The sequence below is a fragment of the Aeromonas sp. S15(2024) genome (assembly GCF_041402265.1).
In the GTDB taxonomy this organism is placed as follows: domain Bacteria; phylum Pseudomonadota; class Gammaproteobacteria; order Enterobacterales; family Aeromonadaceae; genus Aeromonas; species Aeromonas dhakensis.
This window is the reverse complement of record NZ_JBGLQY010000003.1, coordinates 590,845-610,816: the sequence shown is the minus strand read 5'-3', so window position 1 is coordinate 610,816 and position 19,972 is coordinate 590,845. Positions and strand designations below refer to the sequence as shown.

Below are 19,972 nucleotides of genomic sequence, written 5' to 3'. Positions count from 1 at the left end.
AAGGGACAAGGAAGGCAACAGGGCCAGCGGTTTAACAGCGGTCACTCTCATTGCAATGCTCCTGCGAAGGGCAGGGCGTACCAGTGCAGCACGCTCAGCAGGCTGTTGCCCGCGGTGTCGAGCACAGGTTGGGGATAGACACCGAGCAGCACCAAAAGACCGGCGATGGTCATCATCATCACCAGCTCGCGGCTGTCGAGCCCCTTGAGCACGCTCTCGTCCTTGGGGGTACCGAAGCAGGCGCGCTGCAGCATGATGAGGGAGTAGACCGAGGCCAGTACCAGCCCGAAGGTGGCGATGATGGTGAGCACGGGGGCAACCTGGAAGCTGCCGATGAGGATCAGGAACTCGCCGACGAAGTTGCCGGTGCCCGGCATCCCCAGAGAGGCGACCGAGAAGAACAGCATCACGCCGGGCAGGTAGCGCAGCCGGCCCCACAGCCCGCCCATCAGGCGCAGGTCCCGGGTGTGCAGACGCTCGTAGAGCTGACCGCACAGGATGAAGAGGCCGGCGGCGGAGAGACCGTGGGCGATCATCTGTACCACGGCGCCCTGCAGGGCCAGCTCGCTGCCCGAATAGATGGCGATCATCACGAAGCCCATGTGGGAGATGCTGGTGTAGGCCACCAGCCGTTTGATGTCGGTCTGGGCGAACGCCACGATGGCGCCGTAGACGATGCCGATGAGGCCCAGCACCATGGCGTAGGGGGCAAATTCGGCGGACGCCTCGGGGAAGAGCGGCAAGGCGAAGCGCAGCAGACCGTAGGCGGCGGTTTTGAGCAGGATCCCTGCCAAGTCAACGGAACCCGCGGTCGGCGCCTGGCTGTGGGCATCCGGCAGCCAGCCGTGCAGCGGCACCAGCGGCATCTTGACCGCGAAGGCGATGAAGAAGCCCAGCATCAGCAGCCACTGCACCCCCTCGCTCATGGGGGTGTTCAACAAGTCCTGATAGTTGAAGGTGAACACGCCGGTGGCGGCGTGGTGAGTCAGCACCAGGCCCAGGATGGCGACCAGCATGATGAGGCCGCTGACCTGGGTGTAGATGAAGAACTTGGTGGCGGCGTTGATCCTGGATTTGCCGTCGGTGACCGAGTGGCCCCACAGCGCAATCAGGAAGTACATCGGTACCAGCATCATCTCCCAGAAGAAGAAGAAGAGGAACAGGTCCAGCGCCATGAAGACGCCGAGCACGCCACCCAAAATCCACAGCAGATTGAGGTGGAAGAAGCCGATGCGCTGCACGATTTCCTTCCAGGAACAGAGGATGGCCAGCACGCCGATGAAGCAGGTGAGGATCACCATCAGCAGCGACAAGCCATCCACCGCCAGGTGCAGTGAGATGCCAAAGCGGGGGATCCAGGGCAGTTGCAGTTCGGCGGCCCAGACGGGTACGCCGCCCTGGGCTGCCAGGGTGAAGTCACCGCTCCACCAGATGGCGCAGGAGAGCAGCAGGCAGGCGCTCATCGACAGCAGGGCGACCCAGCGTACGAAGTACTCGCCGAATCGCTCGGTCTGCCAACAGAGCAGACCGCCGATGAAGGGTATTAACAAGATCCAGAGTAAGGTCACGATATCAGCTCTCGTCTATGTTCTAGTCACTGTGCAGGCCCGTGGGCTTGCTGCGAGTTCAGGGGCTGCATCACGGGATCAGCCGAGCAGCAGCAGGGCCAGGATCAGGGCGGCGCCCATCCCCATGGAGGCTGCATACCAGCGCAACTTGCCGGAAACGGTCCAGACCAGCAGCTGGTGGCCGCTCTGGGCCAGCCAGGCCGGCAGGTTCATCATCCAGTCCAGCGGATCCTTGCCGAGCAACCGGGTCGCCAGCAGATACGGTTTGACCCACAGCTGATCGTAAAGCCAGTCAAAGCCCCAGGCATTGAACCAGAGAGTGCTGAGCAACTTGCCCGGCGCGCTGTTGGCTATGCTGCTGGCCAGGCGGCGCTCGCCCAGGAACAGGAAAGCGGCCAGGGCGATACCGGCGATGGCGATGACGGCGGAGGTGATCTCCAGTGCGTGGCGCCCCTCTTCGATGTGATCCCCCGGACCCGCCGGCAGTACCCCCGCCAGCGGCGGCACTATCAGGGCGCCGATGCCGGTGGAGAGCACCATCAGCACCAGCAGTGGCAGCTGGTGGGCCAGACCGTGCCCGGCGTGAGCCTCGGTCTTCGCCTCGCCGTGGAAGGCGATGAAGATGAGGCGGAAGGTGTAGAGGGAGGTGAGGAAGGCACCGCCAAGGCCAGCCCACAGCAGGGCGCTCTGGCCGCTGGCCTGCACCTGCCACAGGATGGCGTCTTTACTGTAGAAACCGGCGGTCACCAGCGGCAGCGCGGCCAGGGCTGAGCCCCCTACCAGGAAGCAGGCATAGACCAGCGGCAGGCTCTTGCGCAAGCCCCCCATCTTGAAGATGTTCTGCTCGTGGTGGGTGGCGACGATCACGGCACCGGCGGAGAGGAACAACAGCGCCTTGAAGAAGGCGTGGGTCATCAGGTGGAAGATGGCCCCTTCCCAGGCACCAACGCCGAGGGCCAGGAACATGTAGCCAATCTGGCTCATGGTGGAGTAGGCCAGGATCCGCTTGATGTCGGTTTGCACCAGGGCCGCAAAGCCCGCCAGCACCAGGGTAATGGCCCCGACCAGCGCCACCAGATGCAGGATCTCGGGGGCCAGCAGGAACAGGCCGTGGGTACGGGCGATGAGATAGACACCGGCGGTCACCATGGTGGCCGCGTGGATCAGCGCCGAGACCGGAGTCGGGCCCGCCATGGCATCCGCCAGCCAGGTCTGCAGCGGCAGCTGGGCCGATTTGCCGACGGCGCCGCCGAGCAGCATCAGGCAGGCCAGCGACAGGGCGGGGGAGCCTTCGGCAAACAGGGTGGGGGCACGCACCAGCAGCTCATGGATGTTGAGGGTGCCGAGCTCGCGATAGAGGATGAACAGGCCGATGGCGAGGAAGACGTCGCCGACCCGGGTCACCACGAACGCCTTGAGGGCGGCGGCGCCGTTGTTGCGATCCTTGTAGTAGAAGCCGATCAGCAGGTAGCTGCACAGACCCACCCCTTCCCAGCCCAGATAGACGAACAGCAGGTCATCGGCCAGCACCAGGAACAGCATGCTGGCGATGAAGAGGTTGGTGTAGGTGAAGAAGCGCGAATAGCCCTCTTCCCCGCGCATGTACCAGGAGGCGAACAGGTGGATGAAGAAACCCACCCCGGTCACCACCCCCAGCATGGTCAGCGACAGGCCGTCCAGTGCCAGGCGGAAGCTGGGACTGAAGCTGCCCACCGAGATCCACTGCCACAGGGTCTGGGTATAGACGCCGCCCGCCGGCATGGTGTTGAGAAAATCAATGCCGACCCACAGGGTAGTGAGGGCCGACAACCCTATGCTGCCGACGCCGATGAGCGCCGAGGTGCGCTCGCCGAAACGACCGAGGGAGAAGGCCAGCACCAGCCATCCCAGCAGCGGAAACAGAAAAGTCAGGTATAGGAGGCTCATCCGCGCATCTCGCTCACAGTGTCCACGTTGAGGGTGTGGTAACGACGATAGAGCAGCAGTAACAGGGCGAGGCCGATACTGGCCTCCGCTGCCGCCAGAGAAATCACCAGTATGTACATGATCTGGCCATCGGCCTGGGCCCAGCGGCTGCCAGCCACCACGAATGCCAGTGCCGAGGCGTTCATCATGATCTCGATACTCATGAGGATAAACAGCAAGTTGCGGCGGATCAGCAGGCCGCACAGGCCGATACAGAACAGCACGGCGGCGAGCAGCAGTCCGTGCTCCATGGGGATGCCATTCATTGCTGACCTCCTTCTTGTGATGGACGAGCCGGGGTGCGGGGCACCGAGAGTACCTCGCCGCTCTTGTCTTCGCGGCCAAGGTGATAGGCGGTGACCAGACCCGCCAGCAGCAGGATGGAGGCGAGCTCTACCGCCAGCACGTAAGGGCCGAACAGGGCGATGCCGACCGCTTTGGCACTGACGTCGGTCAGACCGAGTTCACCGCCGGTGACCCCGAGAATGCCGTAGGCCAGAAAGCCCAGCAGAATGAGCGAGAGCAGGCCCGGGCCCACCCAGGTGGTGGGAGTGAGCCAGTGCTTCTCCTGATCCTGGGCCGAGCCCAGGTTCAGCATCATCACCACGAACACGAACAGCACCATGATGGCGCCCGCGTAGACGATCACCTGCAGGGCACCCGCGAAGGAGGCGCCCAGGCAGAAGAAGATCATGGCCACGGCGATGAGGGAGATGATGAGATTGAGCAGCGCGTGCATCGGATTGCTGGTGCTGATCACCCGCAGCGTGCTGTAAATGGCGACCAGGGCCGCGGCATAGAATGCCAGTTCCATGATTGACTCCTCAGGGCAGCAGGCTCTTGACATCGATGGGCTTGGCTTCGTTCTCGGCATCCCCTTTCGGCTTGCCGTCGATGGCCATCCCGCTCATGCGATAGAAGTTGTAGTCCGGGTACTTGCCGGGGCCGCTTATCAGCAGATCCTCCTTCTCGTACACCAGGTCCTGGCGGCGGTACTCGCCCATCTCGAAATCCGGCGTCAGCTGGATGGCGGTGGTGGGGCAGGCCTCTTCGCACAGGCCGCAGAAGATGCAGCGGGAGAAGTTGATGCGAAAGAACTCCGGGTACCAGCGACCATCTTCCCGCTCGGATTTTTGCAGCGAGATGCAGCCGACCGGGCAGGCCACCGCACACAGGTTGCAGGCCACGCAGCGCTCGTCGCCGTCCGGGTCGCGAGTCAGCACGATGCGGCCGCGATAGCGAGGCGCCGCATAGACGGCCTGCTCCGGGTAGTTGAGGGTCTCGCGGGGGCGCCAGGCATGGGAGAACACCATGCCGAGGCTACGTAACTGGGTGCCGACACCCTTGATGATGTTAATAATTTTCATAGTCGTGCCTCACTGCACATTCATCAGCACCACAGCCCGTAGCGGCTGCATCCCGAGCGGGATGCAGGGCGGCGGGCAAGCAGACGTTCCAGCCAAACGGCATCACAAATTTTCTGTCCATTGCGGCCTCACTGCGCATTCATCAGCACCACGGCGCCGGTGACCAGCATGTTGAGCAGGGTCAGCGGCAGGCAGACTTTCCAGCCAAACGACATCACCTGGTCAAAGCGCGGGCGGGGCAGAGAGGCCCGCAGCAGGATGAAGAACACCATGAAGCAGGCGGTCTTCAGGGCAAACCAGATGAAGGGCGGCAGCCAGGGGCCGTGCCAGCCACCGAAGAACAGGGTCACGATGAGCGAAGAGATCAGCACGATGCCGATGTACTCACCCACGAAGAACAGACCCCACTTCATGCCCGCATACTCGATGTGATAACCGTCGGCGAGCTCCTGCTCGGCTTCCGGCTGGTCAAACGGATGGCGGTGGGTGACGGCGACGCCAGCAAACAGGAAGGTGATGAAGCCCAGGAACTGGGGGATGATGTTCCACAATCCTGCTTGCGCTTCCACGATATCTCGCAGGTTGAAGCTGCCGGTCTGGATGACGATGCCCATCAAGGAGAGGCCGAGGAACACCTCATAGGAGAGGGTCTGGGCCGAGGCGCGCAGGCTGCCGAGCAGGGAGTACTTGTTGTTGCTCGACCAGCCGGCGAACAGCACGGCATAGACCGCCAGCCCCGCGATAGCCAGGATGTAGAGCAGCCCCACGTTGAGATCCGCCACGCCCCAGGTGGGGGTGATCGGCACCACCGCAAACGCCAGAATGAAGGCGGTAAAGGCGATGATGGGGGCCAGCACGAAGATCCGCCGATCGGCGAACGGCGGGATCCAGTCCTCCTTGAAGAACATCTTGATCATGTCGGCCGCCAGCTGCAGCAGGCCGAAGGGGCCTACCCGGTTGGGGCCGTAACGATCCTGCCACAGCGCCAGCAGACGGCGCTCGATGAAGCTCATGAAGGCGCCGGCCCCCACAATACCCACCAGCACGATCAATGCCTTGCCGATCTCCAGCAACAGATCGATCAGAGAGTCGCTCATGCGATGGCCTCCTGCAGGTTGGCGAGATATTGCTGGTGCAGGGCGGTCGGCAGACCGTTGACACCGAGCGGCAGGCCCACCAGACCGGCGCTCAGATGCTCGCTCAGACGCAGGGTCAACCGCCAGTGGTGGCCACCCCAGGAGAAGGCGACCTGGCTGCCGGCATTAAGGGAGAGACGGTTGGCGTCGGCAGGGTTCAGCACCAGCACGGGCTCGCTCATGCGGGCCTGGATGACCGGGCTTCTGGCCGAGAGCTCTTCGCCGCCAAACAGCTGGTCATAGCTCACCACCTGCAGCACCTCTCTGGCGCTGAACGGGGCGGGAATGGTGTCGAACCAGCCGAGGCTCTCCTCACCTGCTTCCAGCAGACGGCGACCGGGATCCCCGGCGCGCAGGTTGCCACCCACCTCGTCCTGGAACTTGTTCCAGGCGGACGGGGAGTTCCAGCCCGGCGCCCAGGCGAACGGCACCTGTTGCAGCGGCTGGCGGGCACCGGCGTAGCCTTCCATGGAGAAGTTGAAGGGTGAGTCGGGGTCCTGGGCGACTCTGGGCTCGCTCACGTTCTGATCCGCCAGCATGGAGGTGCGGCCACTGTAGCGGTGCGGCTCGCGGGCGAGCTTCATGCCGCGGATGCGCAGACCGGCGTTGGGCGCGGCCTCGCGCATGCTGGTCAGCAGCGGGGCGCTGGCGGCGCAGGCACTGCTCACCTCGTCGAAGGTGTTCCAGCGCAGCGGTTTGCGATCCAGTACCCCTTGCAGGGCGGCCAGCCAGCGCCAGCTCTCGCGCACCTGGATGTCGGCGTCGTAGAAGGCGGGGGCATAAACCTGGAAGAAGCGCTGGGCGCGGCCTTCCATGTTGATGAGGGTACCGTCTGCCTCGGCGAAACTGGCGGCAGGCAGCACCAGGTCCGCCTTCTGGGCGGTGCCGGTGTCCTGGTGATCGACCACCAGCAGGTGCTGCAGGCGGTCGATGGCGGCATCGACGCGGCTGCGCGGTGCGCGGCGGTAGAGATCGTTCTCGAGCATCACCAGCGCGAGCTTCTCTTCTCTTTCGATACGCTCGAGGGCGGCTTCCAGCGGGGCGGCATTGCCGGCCAGCATGGCCAGCCCCAGGCTGTTGCTCTCCTGAGCGACCAGAGCGAGCTCCACGGCCTGGCCACGGCCCTTGAGGGCGCGGGCGATGTTGCTGGCCGCCTCGAGCAGCGCCTGGCTGCGGGCACCGGTGCCGGCGATGATGAGCGGCTTCCTGGCATTGCCGAGCAGTGCGGCCCAGCTGGCGGCCAGGGCCTGTTGCTCGGGGGCGAGATCGGTCAGGGCAGGGGCGCTGCCATCGAGCAAATGGGCGATGGCGAAGCCGAGGCGCGCCTGATCCGCGTGGGGGGCGTGCAGGGTGCCGCTCGCCACGTCGTCCAGTCGGGTGGTGTCGAGACTGGTGATGAGCAGCGGGTAGCGCTCGTTCTGGGCCAGGGTCTGCACCGCGGCGACCTGCCACAGATCCACCTTCAGCTTGCGGGCGATCTCGCGGCCCTTGCCCTTGACCGCCTGGCGCAGGGCCAGGGCAATGCGGGCGGCGGTCTGGGTGACATCTTCGCCGAGCACCAGCACGGCGTCGGCCTCTTCCATGTCGCGCAGGCTGGGGGTACGCACGCCACCGTGCTGCAGGATCTGCAGCATCTTCTGCAGGCACTCCCATTCGCTTTGCTCGACGCCGCTGTAGAAGTTGGCGGCACCCACCAGTTCGCGCAGGGCGAAGTTGCTCTCAAGCGACGCCCGCGGCGAGCCGATGCCGATGACGTTACTGGCGGTGCGCAGGGCGTCGGCAGCCCGGTTCAGGGCACCGTCCACCGTGATGGCCAGCTTGTCACTGCCATCCTGCAGCAGGGGTTGGCGCGGGCGGTCGGTCAGATTGACGTGGCCGTAGCCGAAGCGGCCGCGGTCGCACAGGAAGTAGTGGTTCAGGGCGCCGTGATAGCGGTTCTCGATGCGGCGCAGCTCGCCATAACGCTCACCCGGGCTGATGTTGCAGCCGACCGAGCACCCCTGGCAGATGCTGGGGGCGAACTGCATGTCCCACTTGCGGTTGTAGCGCTCGGAGTGGGTCTTGTCGGTGAACACGCCGGTGGGGCAGACCTCCACCAGGTTGCCGGAGAATTCGCTCTCCAGAGTGCCATCCTCGACCCGGCCGAAGTAGACGTTGTCGTGGGCGCCGTAGACCCCGAGATCCTCGCCGCCGGCGTAGTCCTTGTAGTAACGGACGCAGCGATAGCAGGCGATGCAGCGGTTCATCTCGTGGTTGATGAAGGGACCCAGATCCTGATTCTGGTGGGTGCGTTTGGTGAAACGGTAGCGACGGCTGTTGTGGCCGGTCATCACCGTCATGTCCTGCAGGTGGCAGGCGCCGCCCTCTTCGCACACCGGGCAGTCGTGGGGGTGGTTGGTCATCTGCCACTCCACCACCGTCTTGCGGAACTCCTTCGCCTCTTCATCCTCGATGGAGATATAGGTGCCATCGGTGGAGGGGGTCATGCAGGACATGACCAGGCGGCCGCGTTTGTCGTCGGCATTCTGATACTGCTTCACCGCACACTGGCGGCAGGCGCCGACGCTACCGAGCGCCGGGTGCCAGCAAAAATAGGGGACGTCCAGCCCAAGGGAGAGACAGGCTTGCAGCAGGTTATCTGCCCCGTCTACCTCGAACTCTTTACCGTCTACATGAATGGTGGCCATACAACTTCCCTGACTTCAATGAGATAAATTCTGTGGCTCGCGCCGGTTCTGCGGGCACACTGGGCGCCTTACCAGCGCTCGCCCAGCAGGTTGGGCTGGATACCCTTGAGCTGCTTGTGACTATCCTGCGGCGCCTTGACGCCGGCCTCGAATTCGGACCGGAAATACTTCATCGCACTGCCCAGCGGCTCGATGGCGCCAGGGGCATGGGCACAGAAGGTCTTGCCCGGGCCGAGGAAGCTGACCAGCTGCTCCAGGGTGGCGAGATCCCCTGGCTGACCCTCGCCCCGCTCCAGCGCGCGCAGCAGCTTGACGCTCCAGGGCAGGCCGTCGCGGCAGGGGGTGCACCAGCCGCAGGACTCGCGGGCGAAGAACTCTTCCATGTTGCGCAGCAGGGAGACCATGTTGATGCTGTCATCCACCGCCATGGCAAGGCCCGTGCCCATCCGGGTGCCGACCTTGCCGATGCCGCCGGCATACATCTGGGCATCCAGGTGTTCGGGCAGCAGGAAGCCGGTACCGGCCCCACCCGGTTGCCAGGCTTTCAGGCGATAGCCGGGCTTCATGCCGCCGGCGTAGTTCTCGAACAGCTCGCGGGCGGTGATGCCAAACGGCAGTTCCCACAGGCCGGGGTTGTTGACCTTGCCGGAGAAGCCCATCAGCTTGGTGCCGTGATCTTCCGAACCCGGCAGCGCCAGCCCCTGATACCAGGCCACACCGTTGCCGATGATGGCGGGCACGTTGCACAAGGTCTCGACGTTGTTGACACAGGTGGGCTTGCCCCAGACGCCGGAAACAGCGGGGAAGGGGGGCTTGGCGCGCGGGTTGGCGCGGCGCCCTTCCAGGGAGTTGATGAGCGCCGTCTCTTCGCCGCAGATGTAACGGCCGGCGCCGGTGTGGACGAACAGCTCGAAGTCAAAGCCCGAGCCCAGGATGTTCTTGCCAAGGAGCCCAGCGGCCTTGGCCTCTTCTACCGCCCGGCGCAGGTTGGTGGCGGCATCGACGTACTCGCCGCGCAAGAAGATGTAGCCACGGTAGGCCTTGAGGGCCTTGGCCGAGATGATCATCCCCTCGATCAGCAGGTGGGGCAGCTGCTCCATCAACAGCCGATCCTTGTAGGTGTTCGGCTCCATCTCGTCGGCGTTGCAGAGCAGGTAACGGATGTTCATGCTCTCGTCTTTGGGCATCAGGCCCCACTTCACGCCGGTGGAGAAGCCGGCGCCGCCGCGACCCTTGAGGCCGGCATCCTTGACGGTGCCGACGATTTCATCAGGGCTCATCTGGCCCAGCGCCTTGCGGGCCGCATCGTAACCCTGCTTGCTCTGGTATTCATCCAGCCAGACCGGCTGGCCGTCGTCGCGCAGCCGCCAGGTGAGGGGATGGGTCTCGGCGGCGCGGGCGATGCGATTGGCGGTACCAAGGGATGCCAGAGTCATGGGTAAGCCTCCAGGGTCTTGAGCAGGCTGACGGCGTCGAGCCCACCGTAGGTGTCGTCGTCGATCATCAGAGCCGGCCCCTTGTCGCAGTTGCCGAGGCAGCAGACTGGCAGCAGGGTGAAGCGGCCGTCGGCGGAGGTCTGGCCGGGTGCCAGGTTCATCACCTCTTTCAGGCCGGCCAACAGTTGCTCATGGCCGTTGATGTAGCAGACCATGCTGTCGCAGACGCGGATGATGTGGCGACCGACCGGCTGGCGGAAGATCTGGCTGTAGAAGGTGGCGACCCCCTCCACGTCGCTGGCGGGGATACCGAGCTCGGCGGCGATGGCGTGGATGGCACCGTCAGGAACCCAGCCGCGGGCCTGCTGCACTATCTTGAGCGCTTCGATACTGGCGGCACGGGGATCTTCGTAGTGGTGTTTCTCATGCTCGATGGCATCGCGTTCTGCCTGGCTCAGGATGAAATCGTTCCCCTTGCCCTGGCATGAACTCTGTCCCTGCGGGGACGGATTGTGTTGGCACTGACATTGCTGGCTCATGGCATAACCTTTTGTGGCTTGTTCTTGTTGTCGTGTAACGGCGCTTGGTAACAGCCGTTACTCAACGGTCCACATCCGACATAACGAAATCGATACTGCCCAGATAGACGATGAGGTCCGACACCATCTGGCCACGGATCACCGAGGGGATCTGTTGCAGGTGAGCAAAGCTCGGGGTGCGGATCCGGGTCCGGTAGCTCATGGTGGAGCCATCGCTGGTCAGGTAATAACTGTTGATCCCCTTGGTCGCCTCGATCATCTGGAAGGACTCGGCGGCCGGCATGACCGGGCCCCACGACACTTGCAGGAAGTGAGTGATCAGGGTTTCGATGTCCTGCAGGGTGCGCTCTTTGGGCGGCGGCGTGGTGAGCGGGTGATCCGCCTTGAACGGCCCCTCCGGCATGTTCTTCATGCACTGCTCTATGATGCGCATGCTCTGGCGCATCTCCTCGATACGCACCAGGGCGCGATCGTAGGCATCGCCGTTGGCACCGACCGGTACCTCGAATTCGAACTGATCGTAGCCGGAGTAGGGGCGCCACTTGCGCACGTCGAAGTTGAGGCCGGTGGCGCGCAGACCGCCACCCGTGGTGCCCCAGGCCAGCGCCTGTTCGGTGGTGTAGGCGGCGACGCCTATGGTGCGGCCACGCAGTATGCTGTTGCGCATGGCGGCCTTCTCATAGTCCATCAGCCGCTTGGGCAGCCAGCTCAGCAGGTTGTCCTGCACCAGTCGCTGCCAGCCGACGGGCAGATCGTGGGCCACGCCGCCGATGCGGAACCAGGCCGGATGCATGCGGGCGCCGGTGATGGCTTCGATGATGGTGTAAATCCGCTGCCGGTCGGTGAAGGTGAAGAAGACCGGGGTCATGGCACCCACGTCCTGGATATAGGTACCGATGAACAGCAGATGACTCTGGATGCGGAACAGCTCAGCCAGCATCACCCGGATCATGTCGACCCGCTGTGGCACCTTGATGCCGGCCAGCTTCTCGACCGCCAGCACGTAGGGCAGGTTATTCATCACGCCCCCCAGGTACTCGACCCGATCGGTGTAGGGGATGTAGCTGTGCCAGGACTGGCGCTCGCCCATCTTCTCGGCACCGCGGTGGTGATAGCCGATATCGGGCACGCAGTCGCGGATCTCCTCGCCATCGAGCTGCAGTACCAGGCGGAAGGCGCCGTGGGCGGAGGGGTGGTTGGGGCCCAGGTTCAAGAACATGTAGTCCTCGTTCTCGTTGCCGCGGCTCATGCCCCACTCTTCCGGCTTGAACATCAGGTTGCCCTGCTCCATGTCCTGCTTGGCGGCATCGAGCATGAAGGGATCAAATTCGGTGGCGCGCGCCGGATAATCCTTGCGCAACGGGTGACCCTGCCAGCTCTTGGGCATCATGATGCGGGTCAGGTGCGGGTGACCGTCGAAGTTGATGCCCATCAGATCCCACACTTCCCGTTCATACCAGTTGGCGTTGGGGAAGTGACGGCTGACGGTGGGCAGCGTCAGATCCCCCTCCTTGAGCGGCACCTTCAACATCAGGTCGGCGTTGCGATCGATGGAAATGAGGTGATAGAAGACGGTGAAGTCGCTGTCGGGCAGGTCGTGACGATGGCTGCGCATCCGCTCGTCGGTGGCGCTCAAGTCAAACAGCATCACGAACGGGGAGGGCAGCTTTTTAAGGAACCCCATCACGTCCAGCAGCAGCTCGCGGGAGAGCCAGACCACCGGCACGCCGGTGCGGGTATTCTGGATGGTGAAGCGTTCGGCACCGAAATGGGCAAACAGCTCGCCGACTACCTGAGCGTCTTTGTGATCACTCGGTTGCCACTGGGCCATGGCGTAGTTGCTGGGAAATTCTCGAGTCAGTTTCATGGTCAGATCTCATCCGGCGTGCGCAGGTTGGTGACGTTGATCCGCTCGCCACGCTTGCGGTCCTTCTCGGCAGGCATCTGGGGGCGATAGATGCCCTGATCGCCCACCACCCAGGAGAGCGGACGGCGCTCCTTGCCGATGGAGTCCTGCAGCAACATCAAGGCCTGCAGGAATGCCTCGGGACGGGGCGGGCAGCCCGGAATGTAGACGTCGACCGGCAGGAACTTGTCGACGCCCTGAACGACCGAGTAGATGTCATACATGCCACCCGAGTTGGCGCAGGCCCCCATGGAGATGACCCACTTGGGTTCGAGCAGCTGTTCGTACAGGCGCTGGATGACCGGGGCCATCTTGATGAAGGGGGTGCCGGCGATCACCATGAAATCGGCCTGGCGCGGTGAGGCCCGAATGACTTCGGCACCGAAGCGGGCCACGTCGTGAGGGGAGGTGAAGGCGGTACACATCTCTACGTAGCAGCAGGAGATGCCGAAGTTGTAGGGCCAGAGGGAGTTCTTGCGGCCCCAGTTGACCGTGTCCTGCAGCACCTCTTCGAGGCGCCCGATCATGATGCCGCGTGAGGCCTCTTGAGCCAGGGGATCCTCGACGGTCTGGCGCTGTTCCTGGGGGTAGCGCTCAACCGGCGCATCCGGGTCAATCCGGGTCAGGGTGTACTTCATGGTGCAACCTCAAAGGGATAATCAGTAATTCAGTCTGGCTTCTTGTCGGTCAGGACGCGTTTTTTCGGTGCCCAGTCGAGGGCGCCGATGCGCCACAGGTAGATGAGTCCTACCAGCAGCAAGGAGATGAAGATGGTGGCCTCGATGAAGCCGACCCAGCCGCTCTCCCGAACGGAGACGGACCAGGCAAAGAGATAGAGCGCTTCCACGTCGAAGATGACGAAGAACATGGCAACCAGATAGAACTTGGCGGAGAAGCGCAGACGGGCATTGCCCACGGAGTCTACGCCTGATTCGAAGGGCTTGTTCTTGGCTCGGCCGTAGGCGCGGCCTCCCAGCAGGGCTGCCAGGCCGATCATGATCAGGCAGATACAGATGGCCCCAACTACATAGACAGCAAAAGCCCAATGCTGGACAGCAATATCAGCAAACATAGGAGTTTTCCCTAACCAAATTAATCACGAGACTTAACAAGGATGTTACGTATTATGCCACCTTGATACTGATTTACATGTCATTTCAGGGGATTAATTATTAATCAGCGGGAGGAAAATCGTATTTTGCAAGCGGGGTCAATGTTCCTATTTGAGAATCATTTTCACTCGCTTTTGTGATGGGGGAAAAATCGTGGGGCAGTTCGAAAAATAAACTAATCGAAAATGGCGAGACCCCGCCGGGCGGGGTCTGCTGGATCAGGGTTTGAGGACGGGGAGGGACTCTTCGGCGGCCTTGCCCTGGGAGAGGGTGATCTCGACCCGACGGTTGGCCTGCCGGTGTTCCGGGGTGTCGTTGGGATAGCGGGGCTGGGCATCGGCCACCCCTTGGGCGATGACCCGGGAGGCATCGAGCTTTGGGTTGGTGAGCAGGGTGTGCACAATGGAGGCCGAGCGCAACACCGACAGCTCCCAGTTGCTGCGATACAGTTCCACCGGCGCCTGGGTGTTGTCGGTGTGACCTGTGACCACCACCTTGCCCGGGATATCCGCCAGAATACCGGAGATCTTGTTGACCAGCGGAATGAACTGGGGCTGCAGGAAGGCGGAATCGGCCGGGAACAGTGCCTTTTCACCGATGCGGATCACCAGCTGGCTGCCGAGCTGCTCTACCTCCAGATCCTTGGATTCGATCTGTGCCTTGAGCTGCTGCTCCAGCTTCTTCTTGGTGACCTGCACCCACTCCTGCTCCTGGGTCTTGTGAGGCCAGGACTCCGTCGCGCTCGGCTTCTCAGAGGCGCCTATGGTCTCGTTGAAGGGATCCGAAGCTGCCGTGGGGGCATCCTTCTCCAGCACCGTCTCTTTCTCGGGGCTGCTCGGGGTGGTCTTGGATTCTGGCTCGAGAATGCCGGTCCCCCCTTGCATGACCGGTGAACCCGCAGGCGGAGAGATCAGGCCTATTTTACCCAGCGACTCGATAAAGCCCTGTATCAGTACCCGGGTTTCAGACTGCTTGGCCATCGCGAAGGAGTAGAGCACCACGAACAGGGCGAACAGCAGGGTCATGAAGTCGGCATAGGAGACCAGCCAGCGTTCGTGGTTCTCCGGCGCCTCAGCCTTTTTCTTTTTTGCCACCATGGCCTCCTAAGTAGGGTTCGAGGGTGACTTGCAGACGTTGTTGGGATTCGCCGTCCACGATGCAGAGGATGCCGGTCAGGGTCATCTCCTTGTAGTGGCGGATCTGGTGGGCAAAGGCCTTGTAGCGGTTGCCGAAGGGCAGGAAGATGAGGTTGGCGGCCGAAACCCCGTAGATGGTGGCAATGAAGGCCACCGCAATGGCGCCCCCCAGCTTGTCCGGGGCATCCAGCAGCCCCATGGCGTGAATGAGGCCAAATACCGCCCCCACGATCCCCATGGTCGGGCAATAACCCCCCATGGCCTCATAGAATTTGACGGTCTGCTCGAGATCTTCCTGCTCGAACTCGATCTCGTTCTCCAGCACCTCGTGGATCTTGGTCTTCTCGTAGCCGTCGACCATCATCTGCACCCCCTTTTGCAGGAAGGGGTCCTTGATGTCGTCGATCATCCCTTCCAGGGCCAGCATGCCGCTGCGCCTGGCGTTGCCCGCCAGGTTCTCCAGCAGTTCGGCCTGCTCCTGCATGTCGAGTTTGAGAGGGGTCAGTAACCACTTGAAACGCTTGAGGGTGCTGCCGACGACGGAGAAGGGGAACTGGGTCAGAGCGGCGCCGACAGTACCACCGATCACGATGAGGAAGGCGGGCAGATCGAGCAGGGCGCTGGGGTGGCCGCCTTCGATCATGTTGCCGCCCAGAATGGCGATCAATGCCAGAACCAGGCCGATTAAGCTCATTTATTACGCATCCCTGAAGATTGATAATGGCTAGTGTAGCTACTTAAGTATCAGTTTTTCAAAATGATATCCAATCGGTGAGCAATAACGCGCGTCAGCGTCAGCTGCCGCCTGGGAGAGGTGTTTTCCGGATGGAAAGGGGTGAGCCACCAAGGTGGACGTTGCTGCCAGCAGAGGGAATTTGGCGGTACTGTGGTCTTGCGTTTGAGGCGCTTGGCTGCAGAGGCGAGCTGGCGGCGGAATGCCACAATCAGCCATCAGGTTGGCCGTTCAAATGGGCGGTGCGCCATGGGGCGGGTCATAGCCAGCAGGACTGCCTGGAGGATAGAGAGTGGCTGCCGGCCTGCTCGACGCTGGGTGAGAGGGCCGCTTTCGTCAGAGTCTGAAAGCAAAAAACCGACCATCAGGTCGGTTTTTTAAGATTTGGCGGTGAGGGAGGGATGATTCGCCACTGCGTGGCTCACCCCTTCGGGGCGGCCTGCGGCCGTTCATCGCAGCAAGCTGCTCTGCTCGAACCCGGCGAGGGTTCTCACCCTCCCTCTTCGACATGAGCTGATAATTCTTCCCCAAAGCAAAAAACCGACCATCAGGTCGGTTCTTTAAAATTTGGCGGTGAGGGAGGGATTCGAACCCTCGATACGTTGCCGTATACACACTTTCCAGGCGTGCTCCTTCAGCCACTCGGACACCTCACCAAATTTTGGTCTGTTGTTTAACGTGCTCAGCCAGCACGTCGTTCGTTGCGCCGTTGCGCTGGAACGGGGCGTAATTTAGGGGAAAGGGCTGCCGGGGTCAACCACTTTTCCCCTTATTTTTCATAATCTTTATCGAATGCCTATCCCTTGAACAGAATGCCGGTTTTTTAATCCTGTTCAGGGCTTGTCGAGGATGATCAGGCTGTCCGGCAGCTCGTTCTGGTCCCGGGTGGCGGGGAAGGCGTCGGTCAGAATGGCGCTGGTCTGCTCGATGCACTCGAGGAAACCCTGTTCCACCTCCTTGTTGCGCACCCGGCGGGTGAAGTCATCGATGATCTCCTGCCACTGACCGTTGTCGATGTGCTGGGCGATGCCGTCATCCACCAGGATCTCCACGTAGTGCTCGGCCACCGAGACGAAGATCAGCACCCCGAGCCGATCCCGGGTGCGGTGCAGCCCTTGCTCGACAAACTGCAGGCGTGCCATCAGGGCGGCCCTGTGCTGGCGCACCTGTTTCGGGATCAGGTACATCTTGATGGGGGTCCAGTGGAACAGGATGCTCAGTACCAGCCAGACCGACCACTGCACCAGCAGGATCTCGTACCAGCCGAGCCAGAAGCCGAGCTCGAACACCAGCAGCGGTGTCAGCATGGCCAGCAGGGCCGCCCACAGGGTGGGGATGTAGCGATAGCCGTCGCTGGCGGGGGCCAGCACGGTCACCAGCTCGGCATCGGTTGCCTGCTCCGCCTGTTTGACCCTGGCCTGCAATGTGTGAAAGAACTGTTTCGAAATCATGTGTCGTCTCTTAATCCCTGTTACCAACCACCGGAGGCGCCGCCGCCACCAAAACTGCCGCCCCCTCCGCTGAAACCACCGCCACCACCAAAGCCGCCGCCGGAGCGACCGGCACCGAAGCCACCGGCGAGGTAAGCTGCACGACGCCGGCCACCTCGACCACCGCCGCCGCCACCGCCACGCAGGTTGTGCAGCACGATCATCACAATCACCATCAGGATGAACAGCCAGGGGCCGCCCAGCTTGTCCTTGCTGGCGTTGTCTACCGGTTTGTACTCGCCCGCCAGCGCCTGCATGATGGCCTGGCTGCCAGCGACCACCCCGGCTACCATGTCGCCGCGCTTGAACGCGGGCAGGATCCGGGTCTGGATGATGTTGGCGGCGATGGCGTCGGGCAGGGCCCCTTCCAGTCCGTAGCCTACCTCGATGCGCACCTTGCGCTCATCCTGGGCGATCAAGAGCAGTACGCCGTTGTCCTTGCCTTTCTGGCCGATCCCCCAGTGCCGGCCGAGCTGATAGCCGTACTCTTCGATGGTGTCACCCGCCAGCGTGTCGATGGAGACCACCACCAGCTGGATGCCACTGCGCTTCTCGAACGCCGCCAGCTGCTGGGTGAGCTGGTGGGCCTGCTTGCGGGACATCAGGTTGGCCTCGTCCACCACCCGTCCGCTCAGGGCGGGGAAGGTGGGGGCGGCGGACACCGCCGCCGTCCACAGCAGCAGGCAGGAGAGCAACCAGGGAAGCACGCGGTTCATTGGAAGCTGACCTTGGGCGCCTCATCGGCACCGGGTTTGGCGCTGAACGTGGGTTTGGCCTCCAGATCCGAGTAGAGCAGCTTGGACCAGATGACGCCCGGGAAGGTGCGGATCTCGGTATTGAACTGGCGCACTGCCTCTATGTAGTCGCGCCGCGCCACCGAGATGCGGTTCTCGGTGCCTTCCAGCTGGGCCTGCAGGGTGAGGAACTGCTGATCAGCCTTGAGCTCGGGATAGCGCTCGACCACCACCATCAAGCGGGAGAGGGCGCCGGAGAGCTGGTTCTGGGCCGCTTCAAACTCCTTGAGCTGGGCAGGATCGCTCACCTGTAGGCTGCCGACCCGGGCTCTGGCATCGGTCACCGCCTTGAGGGTCTCCTGCTCGTGGCTGGCGTAGCCCTTGACGGTGGCCACCAGATTGGGGACCAGATCGGCACGGCGCTGATACTGGTTCTCGACCTGGCCCCAGCTCGCCTTGACCTGCTCATCCAGGGTGGGAATGTTGTTCATGCCGCAACCGGTCAGGCCCAGCAGCAGCGTCAGGGTCAACAGGGCGCGGGTTGCCCGTTGCCAGAGTGAAGTGCCCATCTTGTTGTTCTCCATTGATATTTTTTACAGATAACGGCTCACCATAGCAGCTTGTGGTCAACCGCCACAACGGGCGGGCAGCCTGGGTTTGTGATAAGCCATCGAAACCTTGGGCAGTTGTGGTTTGTCCTTGAGCCAGGAGGCCAGCTCGGCACCGCAGCCGTTGCCGGGCGGGATCGGGGCTTGGGGCTGGCAATCCGGGCTGTCGGCTGGGCAGCGCAGGCGCACATGAAAGTGGCTGAAGTGGCCGACCCAGGGGCGCAGCTTGCCGACCCAGGGCTCATCGGCCGCCCGTTTGCATACCTCGGCCTTGAGCACCGGGTTGATGAAGATGCGGGCCACCTCGGGCTTGCTGGCCGCCAGGCGCAGCAGATTGAGCTGCTGGGGGCCGAAGCGTCCGGGCAGCACCCGGTAGCTGGGTTCGTCGATCAGCGCCCACTCCTTGGGGGCATCCTGTTCCCAGCGGGAGATGGGCTGGTTGGCCATGCGAAACCAGATGTCGGCATCGAGGCCGGTCTGATGGCTGCGATGGCCGGAGGTGAACGGGCCGCCGTGGGCCATGGCGAGATCGGCGATGTAGAGATCCGGCATGCCGGCCATGCGGGTCTGGTTGGCCAGGGTGGTGAGGTAGGCGATGAGCTCGGGGTGGCCGTAGTAGCGCAGTCGCTTGGTGCGGATCACCTGATAGCCGGGACCGCTCAGCGGCAGCGCTACTCCATTTTTGAGGCAGCCGGCGGCGTAGCCGCCAATGGCCTCGGCCTGGCGGGGGTGAGGTTCGGCAAGAAAGGCACTGGCCATGAAAAGCAGGGTGGTGGCAAGCATGAGACTCCCGACAAGCGTGCAAATGGACTCAGATGGAGGGAATCATATCAAGAGTGCGGCGAAGCCGTCATCCAGCTGGCGGCACGGGTTGCATCCTGCGGGGCGGCTCGCGCACAATGCGCGACAAAAATGGCGCGCCCAAGCGTCTGTGAATAAGGAGAGATGAATGAAGGTCAGTGAGCTGGTGAACAAAACGGGGCTGGTCTGGCTGATGCCCCCCGCCCGCCGTTTCTATCCGGTGATGGCGGTTTTGCTGCTGGCGAGCCTGCTCACCGTGCTGGCCGCCATCGGTCTGGGTTACCCACAGATGGGGCTGCTGCCCTGGGTCGGGCTGGTGTTCGGCGGTATCGTGCTGCTGATGATGGTGCTGCCTCGCAGCTGGCAGCGCTGGCGGCTGGCGGAGCTGGCCTGGGACGAGACCCACCTCTATCTGCTCAATGGCAGCAACGATCAGGCGCTGGCGCTGCCCAGGGCGGCATTGGTCGGGGTCGAGCGGGATCGCAAGGTGGGCCACGATGGCCAGTGGCTGGCCTTCAGTCTGGATCTGGCGCTCGATGAAGAACAACTGGCTGCCGCCACCGCGCTGATGGGGCTCGGCCGCGAGGGAACCCACGCCGTAGCGCCCGGCATCTACCGTTTCGGCTTTAAGCGGGCCTGGCATGGCCGGCGTACGCTGCAGGGGCTGCTGGACGCCCTGCTCCCCATATGAGCTGACTATTTTCTCGACAATCTTTGCCAAAGCTCAGATACTGCCAGTGACTCGAATTGATCT

The 19,972-nt window shown here is 62.9% G+C and carries 19 protein-coding genes, 1 tRNA gene and 1 other RNA gene; 1 reads left to right on the top strand and 20 read right to left on the bottom strand.

Annotation, left to right across the window (positions count from 1 at the left end):
* Positions 1-47: 47 nt before the first annotated feature.
* The 20 genes from nuoM to mepA form a co-directional block, all read right to left on the bottom strand.
* On the bottom strand, positions 48-1,568 hold the full coding sequence (nuoM, locus tag ACB033_RS10040) for an NADH-quinone oxidoreductase subunit M (RefSeq protein WP_026458937.1): 1,521 nt from the start codon (positions 1,566-1,568) through the stop codon (positions 48-50).
* 78 nt (positions 1,569-1,646) lie between these two features.
* Complete coding sequence (nuoL, locus tag ACB033_RS10035; protein ID WP_201988570.1) at positions 1,647-3,494, bottom strand: NADH-quinone oxidoreductase subunit L; 1,848 nt, start codon at positions 3,492-3,494, stop codon at positions 1,647-1,649.
* Positions 3,491-3,799, bottom strand: a complete 309-nt coding sequence (nuoK, locus tag ACB033_RS10030; RefSeq protein WP_005299823.1) for an NADH-quinone oxidoreductase subunit NuoK — start codon at positions 3,797-3,799, stop codon at positions 3,491-3,493. Before nuoK ends, nuoL begins: the two co-directional genes overlap by 4 nt.
* Positions 3,796-4,347: an NADH-quinone oxidoreductase subunit J gene (gene nuoJ, locus ACB033_RS10025; RefSeq protein WP_017765895.1), complete on the bottom strand. Its 552-nt coding sequence runs from the start codon at positions 4,345-4,347 to the stop codon at positions 3,796-3,798. The genes nuoK and nuoJ overlap by 4 nt, the downstream gene beginning before the upstream one ends.
* 10 nt (positions 4,348-4,357) lie before the next feature.
* Positions 4,358-4,900: an NADH-quinone oxidoreductase subunit NuoI gene (gene nuoI / locus ACB033_RS10020; protein WP_005299827.1), complete on the bottom strand. Its 543-nt coding sequence runs from the start codon at positions 4,898-4,900 to the stop codon at positions 4,358-4,360.
* 128 nt (positions 4,901-5,028) lie between these two features.
* Positions 5,029-5,997 carry an NADH-quinone oxidoreductase subunit NuoH gene (nuoH, locus tag ACB033_RS10015; RefSeq protein WP_005299829.1) on the bottom strand — a complete coding sequence of 323 codons (969 nt, stop codon included), beginning with the start codon at positions 5,995-5,997 and terminating at the stop codon, positions 5,029-5,031.
* Positions 5,994-8,723, bottom strand: a complete 2,730-nt coding sequence (gene nuoG / locus ACB033_RS10010; protein WP_371140498.1) for an NADH-quinone oxidoreductase subunit NuoG — start codon at positions 8,721-8,723, stop codon at positions 5,994-5,996. The genes nuoH and nuoG overlap by 4 nt, the downstream gene beginning before the upstream one ends.
* A gap of 68 nt (positions 8,724-8,791) precedes the next feature.
* Positions 8,792-10,159, bottom strand: coding sequence for an NADH-quinone oxidoreductase subunit NuoF (gene nuoF, locus ACB033_RS10005; RefSeq protein WP_139724643.1), 1,368 nt, complete (start codon positions 10,157-10,159; stop codon positions 8,792-8,794).
* Positions 10,156-10,698 (bottom strand): NADH-quinone oxidoreductase subunit NuoE, encoded by a 543-nt coding sequence (gene nuoE / locus ACB033_RS10000; RefSeq protein ID WP_024941390.1) that lies wholly within the window; start codon positions 10,696-10,698, stop codon positions 10,156-10,158. Before nuoE ends, nuoF begins: the two co-directional genes overlap by 4 nt.
* A gap of 61 nt (positions 10,699-10,759) precedes the next feature.
* Positions 10,760-12,565, bottom strand: coding sequence for an NADH-quinone oxidoreductase subunit C/D (nuoC, locus tag ACB033_RS09995; RefSeq protein ID WP_010634272.1), 1,806 nt, complete (start codon positions 12,563-12,565; stop codon positions 10,760-10,762).
* 2 nt (positions 12,566-12,567) lie between these two features.
* A complete protein-coding gene (locus ACB033_RS09990; protein ID WP_005299840.1) occupies positions 12,568-13,242 on the bottom strand; it encodes an NADH-quinone oxidoreductase subunit B family protein in 675 nt (224 codons plus the stop codon).
* A gap of 29 nt (positions 13,243-13,271) precedes the next feature.
* Positions 13,272-13,676 (bottom strand): NADH-quinone oxidoreductase subunit A, encoded by a 405-nt coding sequence (locus ACB033_RS09985; RefSeq protein ID WP_005299842.1) that lies wholly within the window; start codon positions 13,674-13,676, stop codon positions 13,272-13,274.
* A 258-nt stretch (positions 13,677-13,934) separates the two neighbouring features.
* A complete protein-coding gene (locus ACB033_RS09980) occupies positions 13,935-14,813 on the bottom strand; it encodes a flagellar motor protein MotB (protein WP_017765891.1) in 879 nt (292 codons plus the stop codon).
* Complete coding sequence (locus ACB033_RS09975; RefSeq protein ID WP_005299846.1) at positions 14,788-15,546, bottom strand: flagellar motor protein; 759 nt, start codon at positions 15,544-15,546, stop codon at positions 14,788-14,790. Before ACB033_RS09975 ends, ACB033_RS09980 begins: the two co-directional genes overlap by 26 nt.
* Positions 15,547-15,970: 424 nt before the next feature.
* Positions 15,971-16,099, bottom strand: a non-coding RNA gene (locus tag ACB033_RS09970) — RtT sRNA.
* 54 nt (positions 16,100-16,153) lie between these two features.
* Positions 16,154-16,241 (bottom strand) — tRNA-Ser (locus ACB033_RS09965).
* A 177-nt stretch (positions 16,242-16,418) separates the two neighbouring features.
* Positions 16,419-17,036: a TPM domain-containing protein gene (locus tag ACB033_RS09960; RefSeq protein ID WP_371140497.1), complete on the bottom strand. Its 618-nt coding sequence runs from the start codon at positions 17,034-17,036 to the stop codon at positions 16,419-16,421.
* Between the two features lie 20 nt (positions 17,037-17,056).
* Entirely contained in the window at positions 17,057-17,791 is a 735-nt protein-coding gene (locus ACB033_RS09955; RefSeq protein ID WP_017780022.1) for a YgcG family protein, read from the bottom strand.
* Positions 17,788-18,393, bottom strand: a complete 606-nt coding sequence (locus ACB033_RS09950; RefSeq protein ID WP_017784544.1) for a LemA family protein — start codon at positions 18,391-18,393, stop codon at positions 17,788-17,790. The genes ACB033_RS09955 and ACB033_RS09950 overlap by 4 nt, the downstream gene beginning before the upstream one ends.
* 42 nt (positions 18,394-18,435) lie before the next feature.
* Complete coding sequence (gene mepA, locus ACB033_RS09945) at positions 18,436-19,200, bottom strand: penicillin-insensitive murein endopeptidase (RefSeq protein ID WP_017781666.1); 765 nt, start codon at positions 19,198-19,200, stop codon at positions 18,436-18,438.
* Positions 19,201-19,366: 166 nt separating this feature from the next.
* Here mepA and ACB033_RS09940 point away from each other — a divergent pair, with 166 nt between their 5' ends.
* The gene (locus ACB033_RS09940; RefSeq protein WP_005299861.1) at positions 19,367-19,909 is read left to right on the top strand and encodes a hypothetical protein; all 543 of its coding nucleotides are present in this window, start codon (positions 19,367-19,369) and stop codon (positions 19,907-19,909) included.
* Positions 19,910-19,972 lie beyond the last annotated feature (63 nt).

Bases quoted from the DNA above. Each gene is read 5' to 3' on its own strand.
- ACB033_RS09940 (WP_005299861.1), top strand. From the start codon at position 19,367: ATGAAGGTCAGTGAGCTGGTGAACAAAACGGGGCTGGTCTGGCTGATG.
- ACB033_RS09955 (WP_017780022.1), bottom strand. From the start codon at position 17,791: ATGAACCGCGTGCTTCCCTGGTTGCTCTCCTGCCTGCTGCTGTGGACG.
- ACB033_RS09990 (WP_005299840.1), bottom strand. From the start codon at position 13,242: ATGAAGTACACCCTGACCCGGATTGACCCGGATGCGCCGGTTGAGCGC.
- nuoC (WP_010634272.1), bottom strand. From the start codon at position 12,565: ATGAAACTGACTCGAGAATTTCCCAGCAACTACGCCATGGCCCAGTGG.
- ACB033_RS09985 (WP_005299842.1), bottom strand. From the start codon at position 13,676: ATGTTTGCTGATATTGCTGTCCAGCATTGGGCTTTTGCTGTCTATGTA.
- ACB033_RS09980 (WP_017765891.1), bottom strand. From the start codon at position 14,813: ATGGTGGCAAAAAAGAAAAAGGCTGAGGCGCCGGAGAACCACGAACGC.
- nuoI (WP_005299827.1), bottom strand. From the start codon at position 4,900: ATGAAAATTATTAACATCATCAAGGGTGTCGGCACCCAGTTACGTAGC.
- ACB033_RS09950 (WP_017784544.1), bottom strand. From the start codon at position 18,393: ATGGAGAACAACAAGATGGGCACTTCACTCTGGCAACGGGCAACCCGC.
- nuoK (WP_005299823.1), bottom strand. From the start codon at position 3,799: ATGAATGGCATCCCCATGGAGCACGGACTGCTGCTCGCCGCCGTGCTG.
- ACB033_RS09960 (WP_371140497.1), bottom strand. From the start codon at position 17,036: ATGATTTCGAAACAGTTCTTTCACACATTGCAGGCCAGGGTCAAACAG.
- nuoG (WP_371140498.1), bottom strand. From the start codon at position 8,723: ATGGCCACCATTCATGTAGACGGTAAAGAGTTCGAGGTAGACGGGGCA.
- ACB033_RS09975 (WP_005299846.1), bottom strand. From the start codon at position 15,546: ATGAGCTTAATCGGCCTGGTTCTGGCATTGATCGCCATTCTGGGCGGC.
- nuoL (WP_201988570.1), bottom strand. From the start codon at position 3,494: ATGAGCCTCCTATACCTGACTTTTCTGTTTCCGCTGCTGGGATGGCTG.
- nuoF (WP_139724643.1), bottom strand. From the start codon at position 10,159: ATGACTCTGGCATCCCTTGGTACCGCCAATCGCATCGCCCGCGCCGCC.
- nuoJ (WP_017765895.1), bottom strand. From the start codon at position 4,347: ATGGAACTGGCATTCTATGCCGCGGCCCTGGTCGCCATTTACAGCACG.
- nuoE (WP_024941390.1), bottom strand. From the start codon at position 10,698: ATGAGCCAGCAATGTCAGTGCCAACACAATCCGTCCCCGCAGGGACAG.
- nuoH (WP_005299829.1), bottom strand. From the start codon at position 5,997: ATGAGCGACTCTCTGATCGATCTGTTGCTGGAGATCGGCAAGGCATTG.
- mepA (WP_017781666.1), bottom strand. From the start codon at position 19,200: ATGCTTGCCACCACCCTGCTTTTCATGGCCAGTGCCTTTCTTGCCGAA.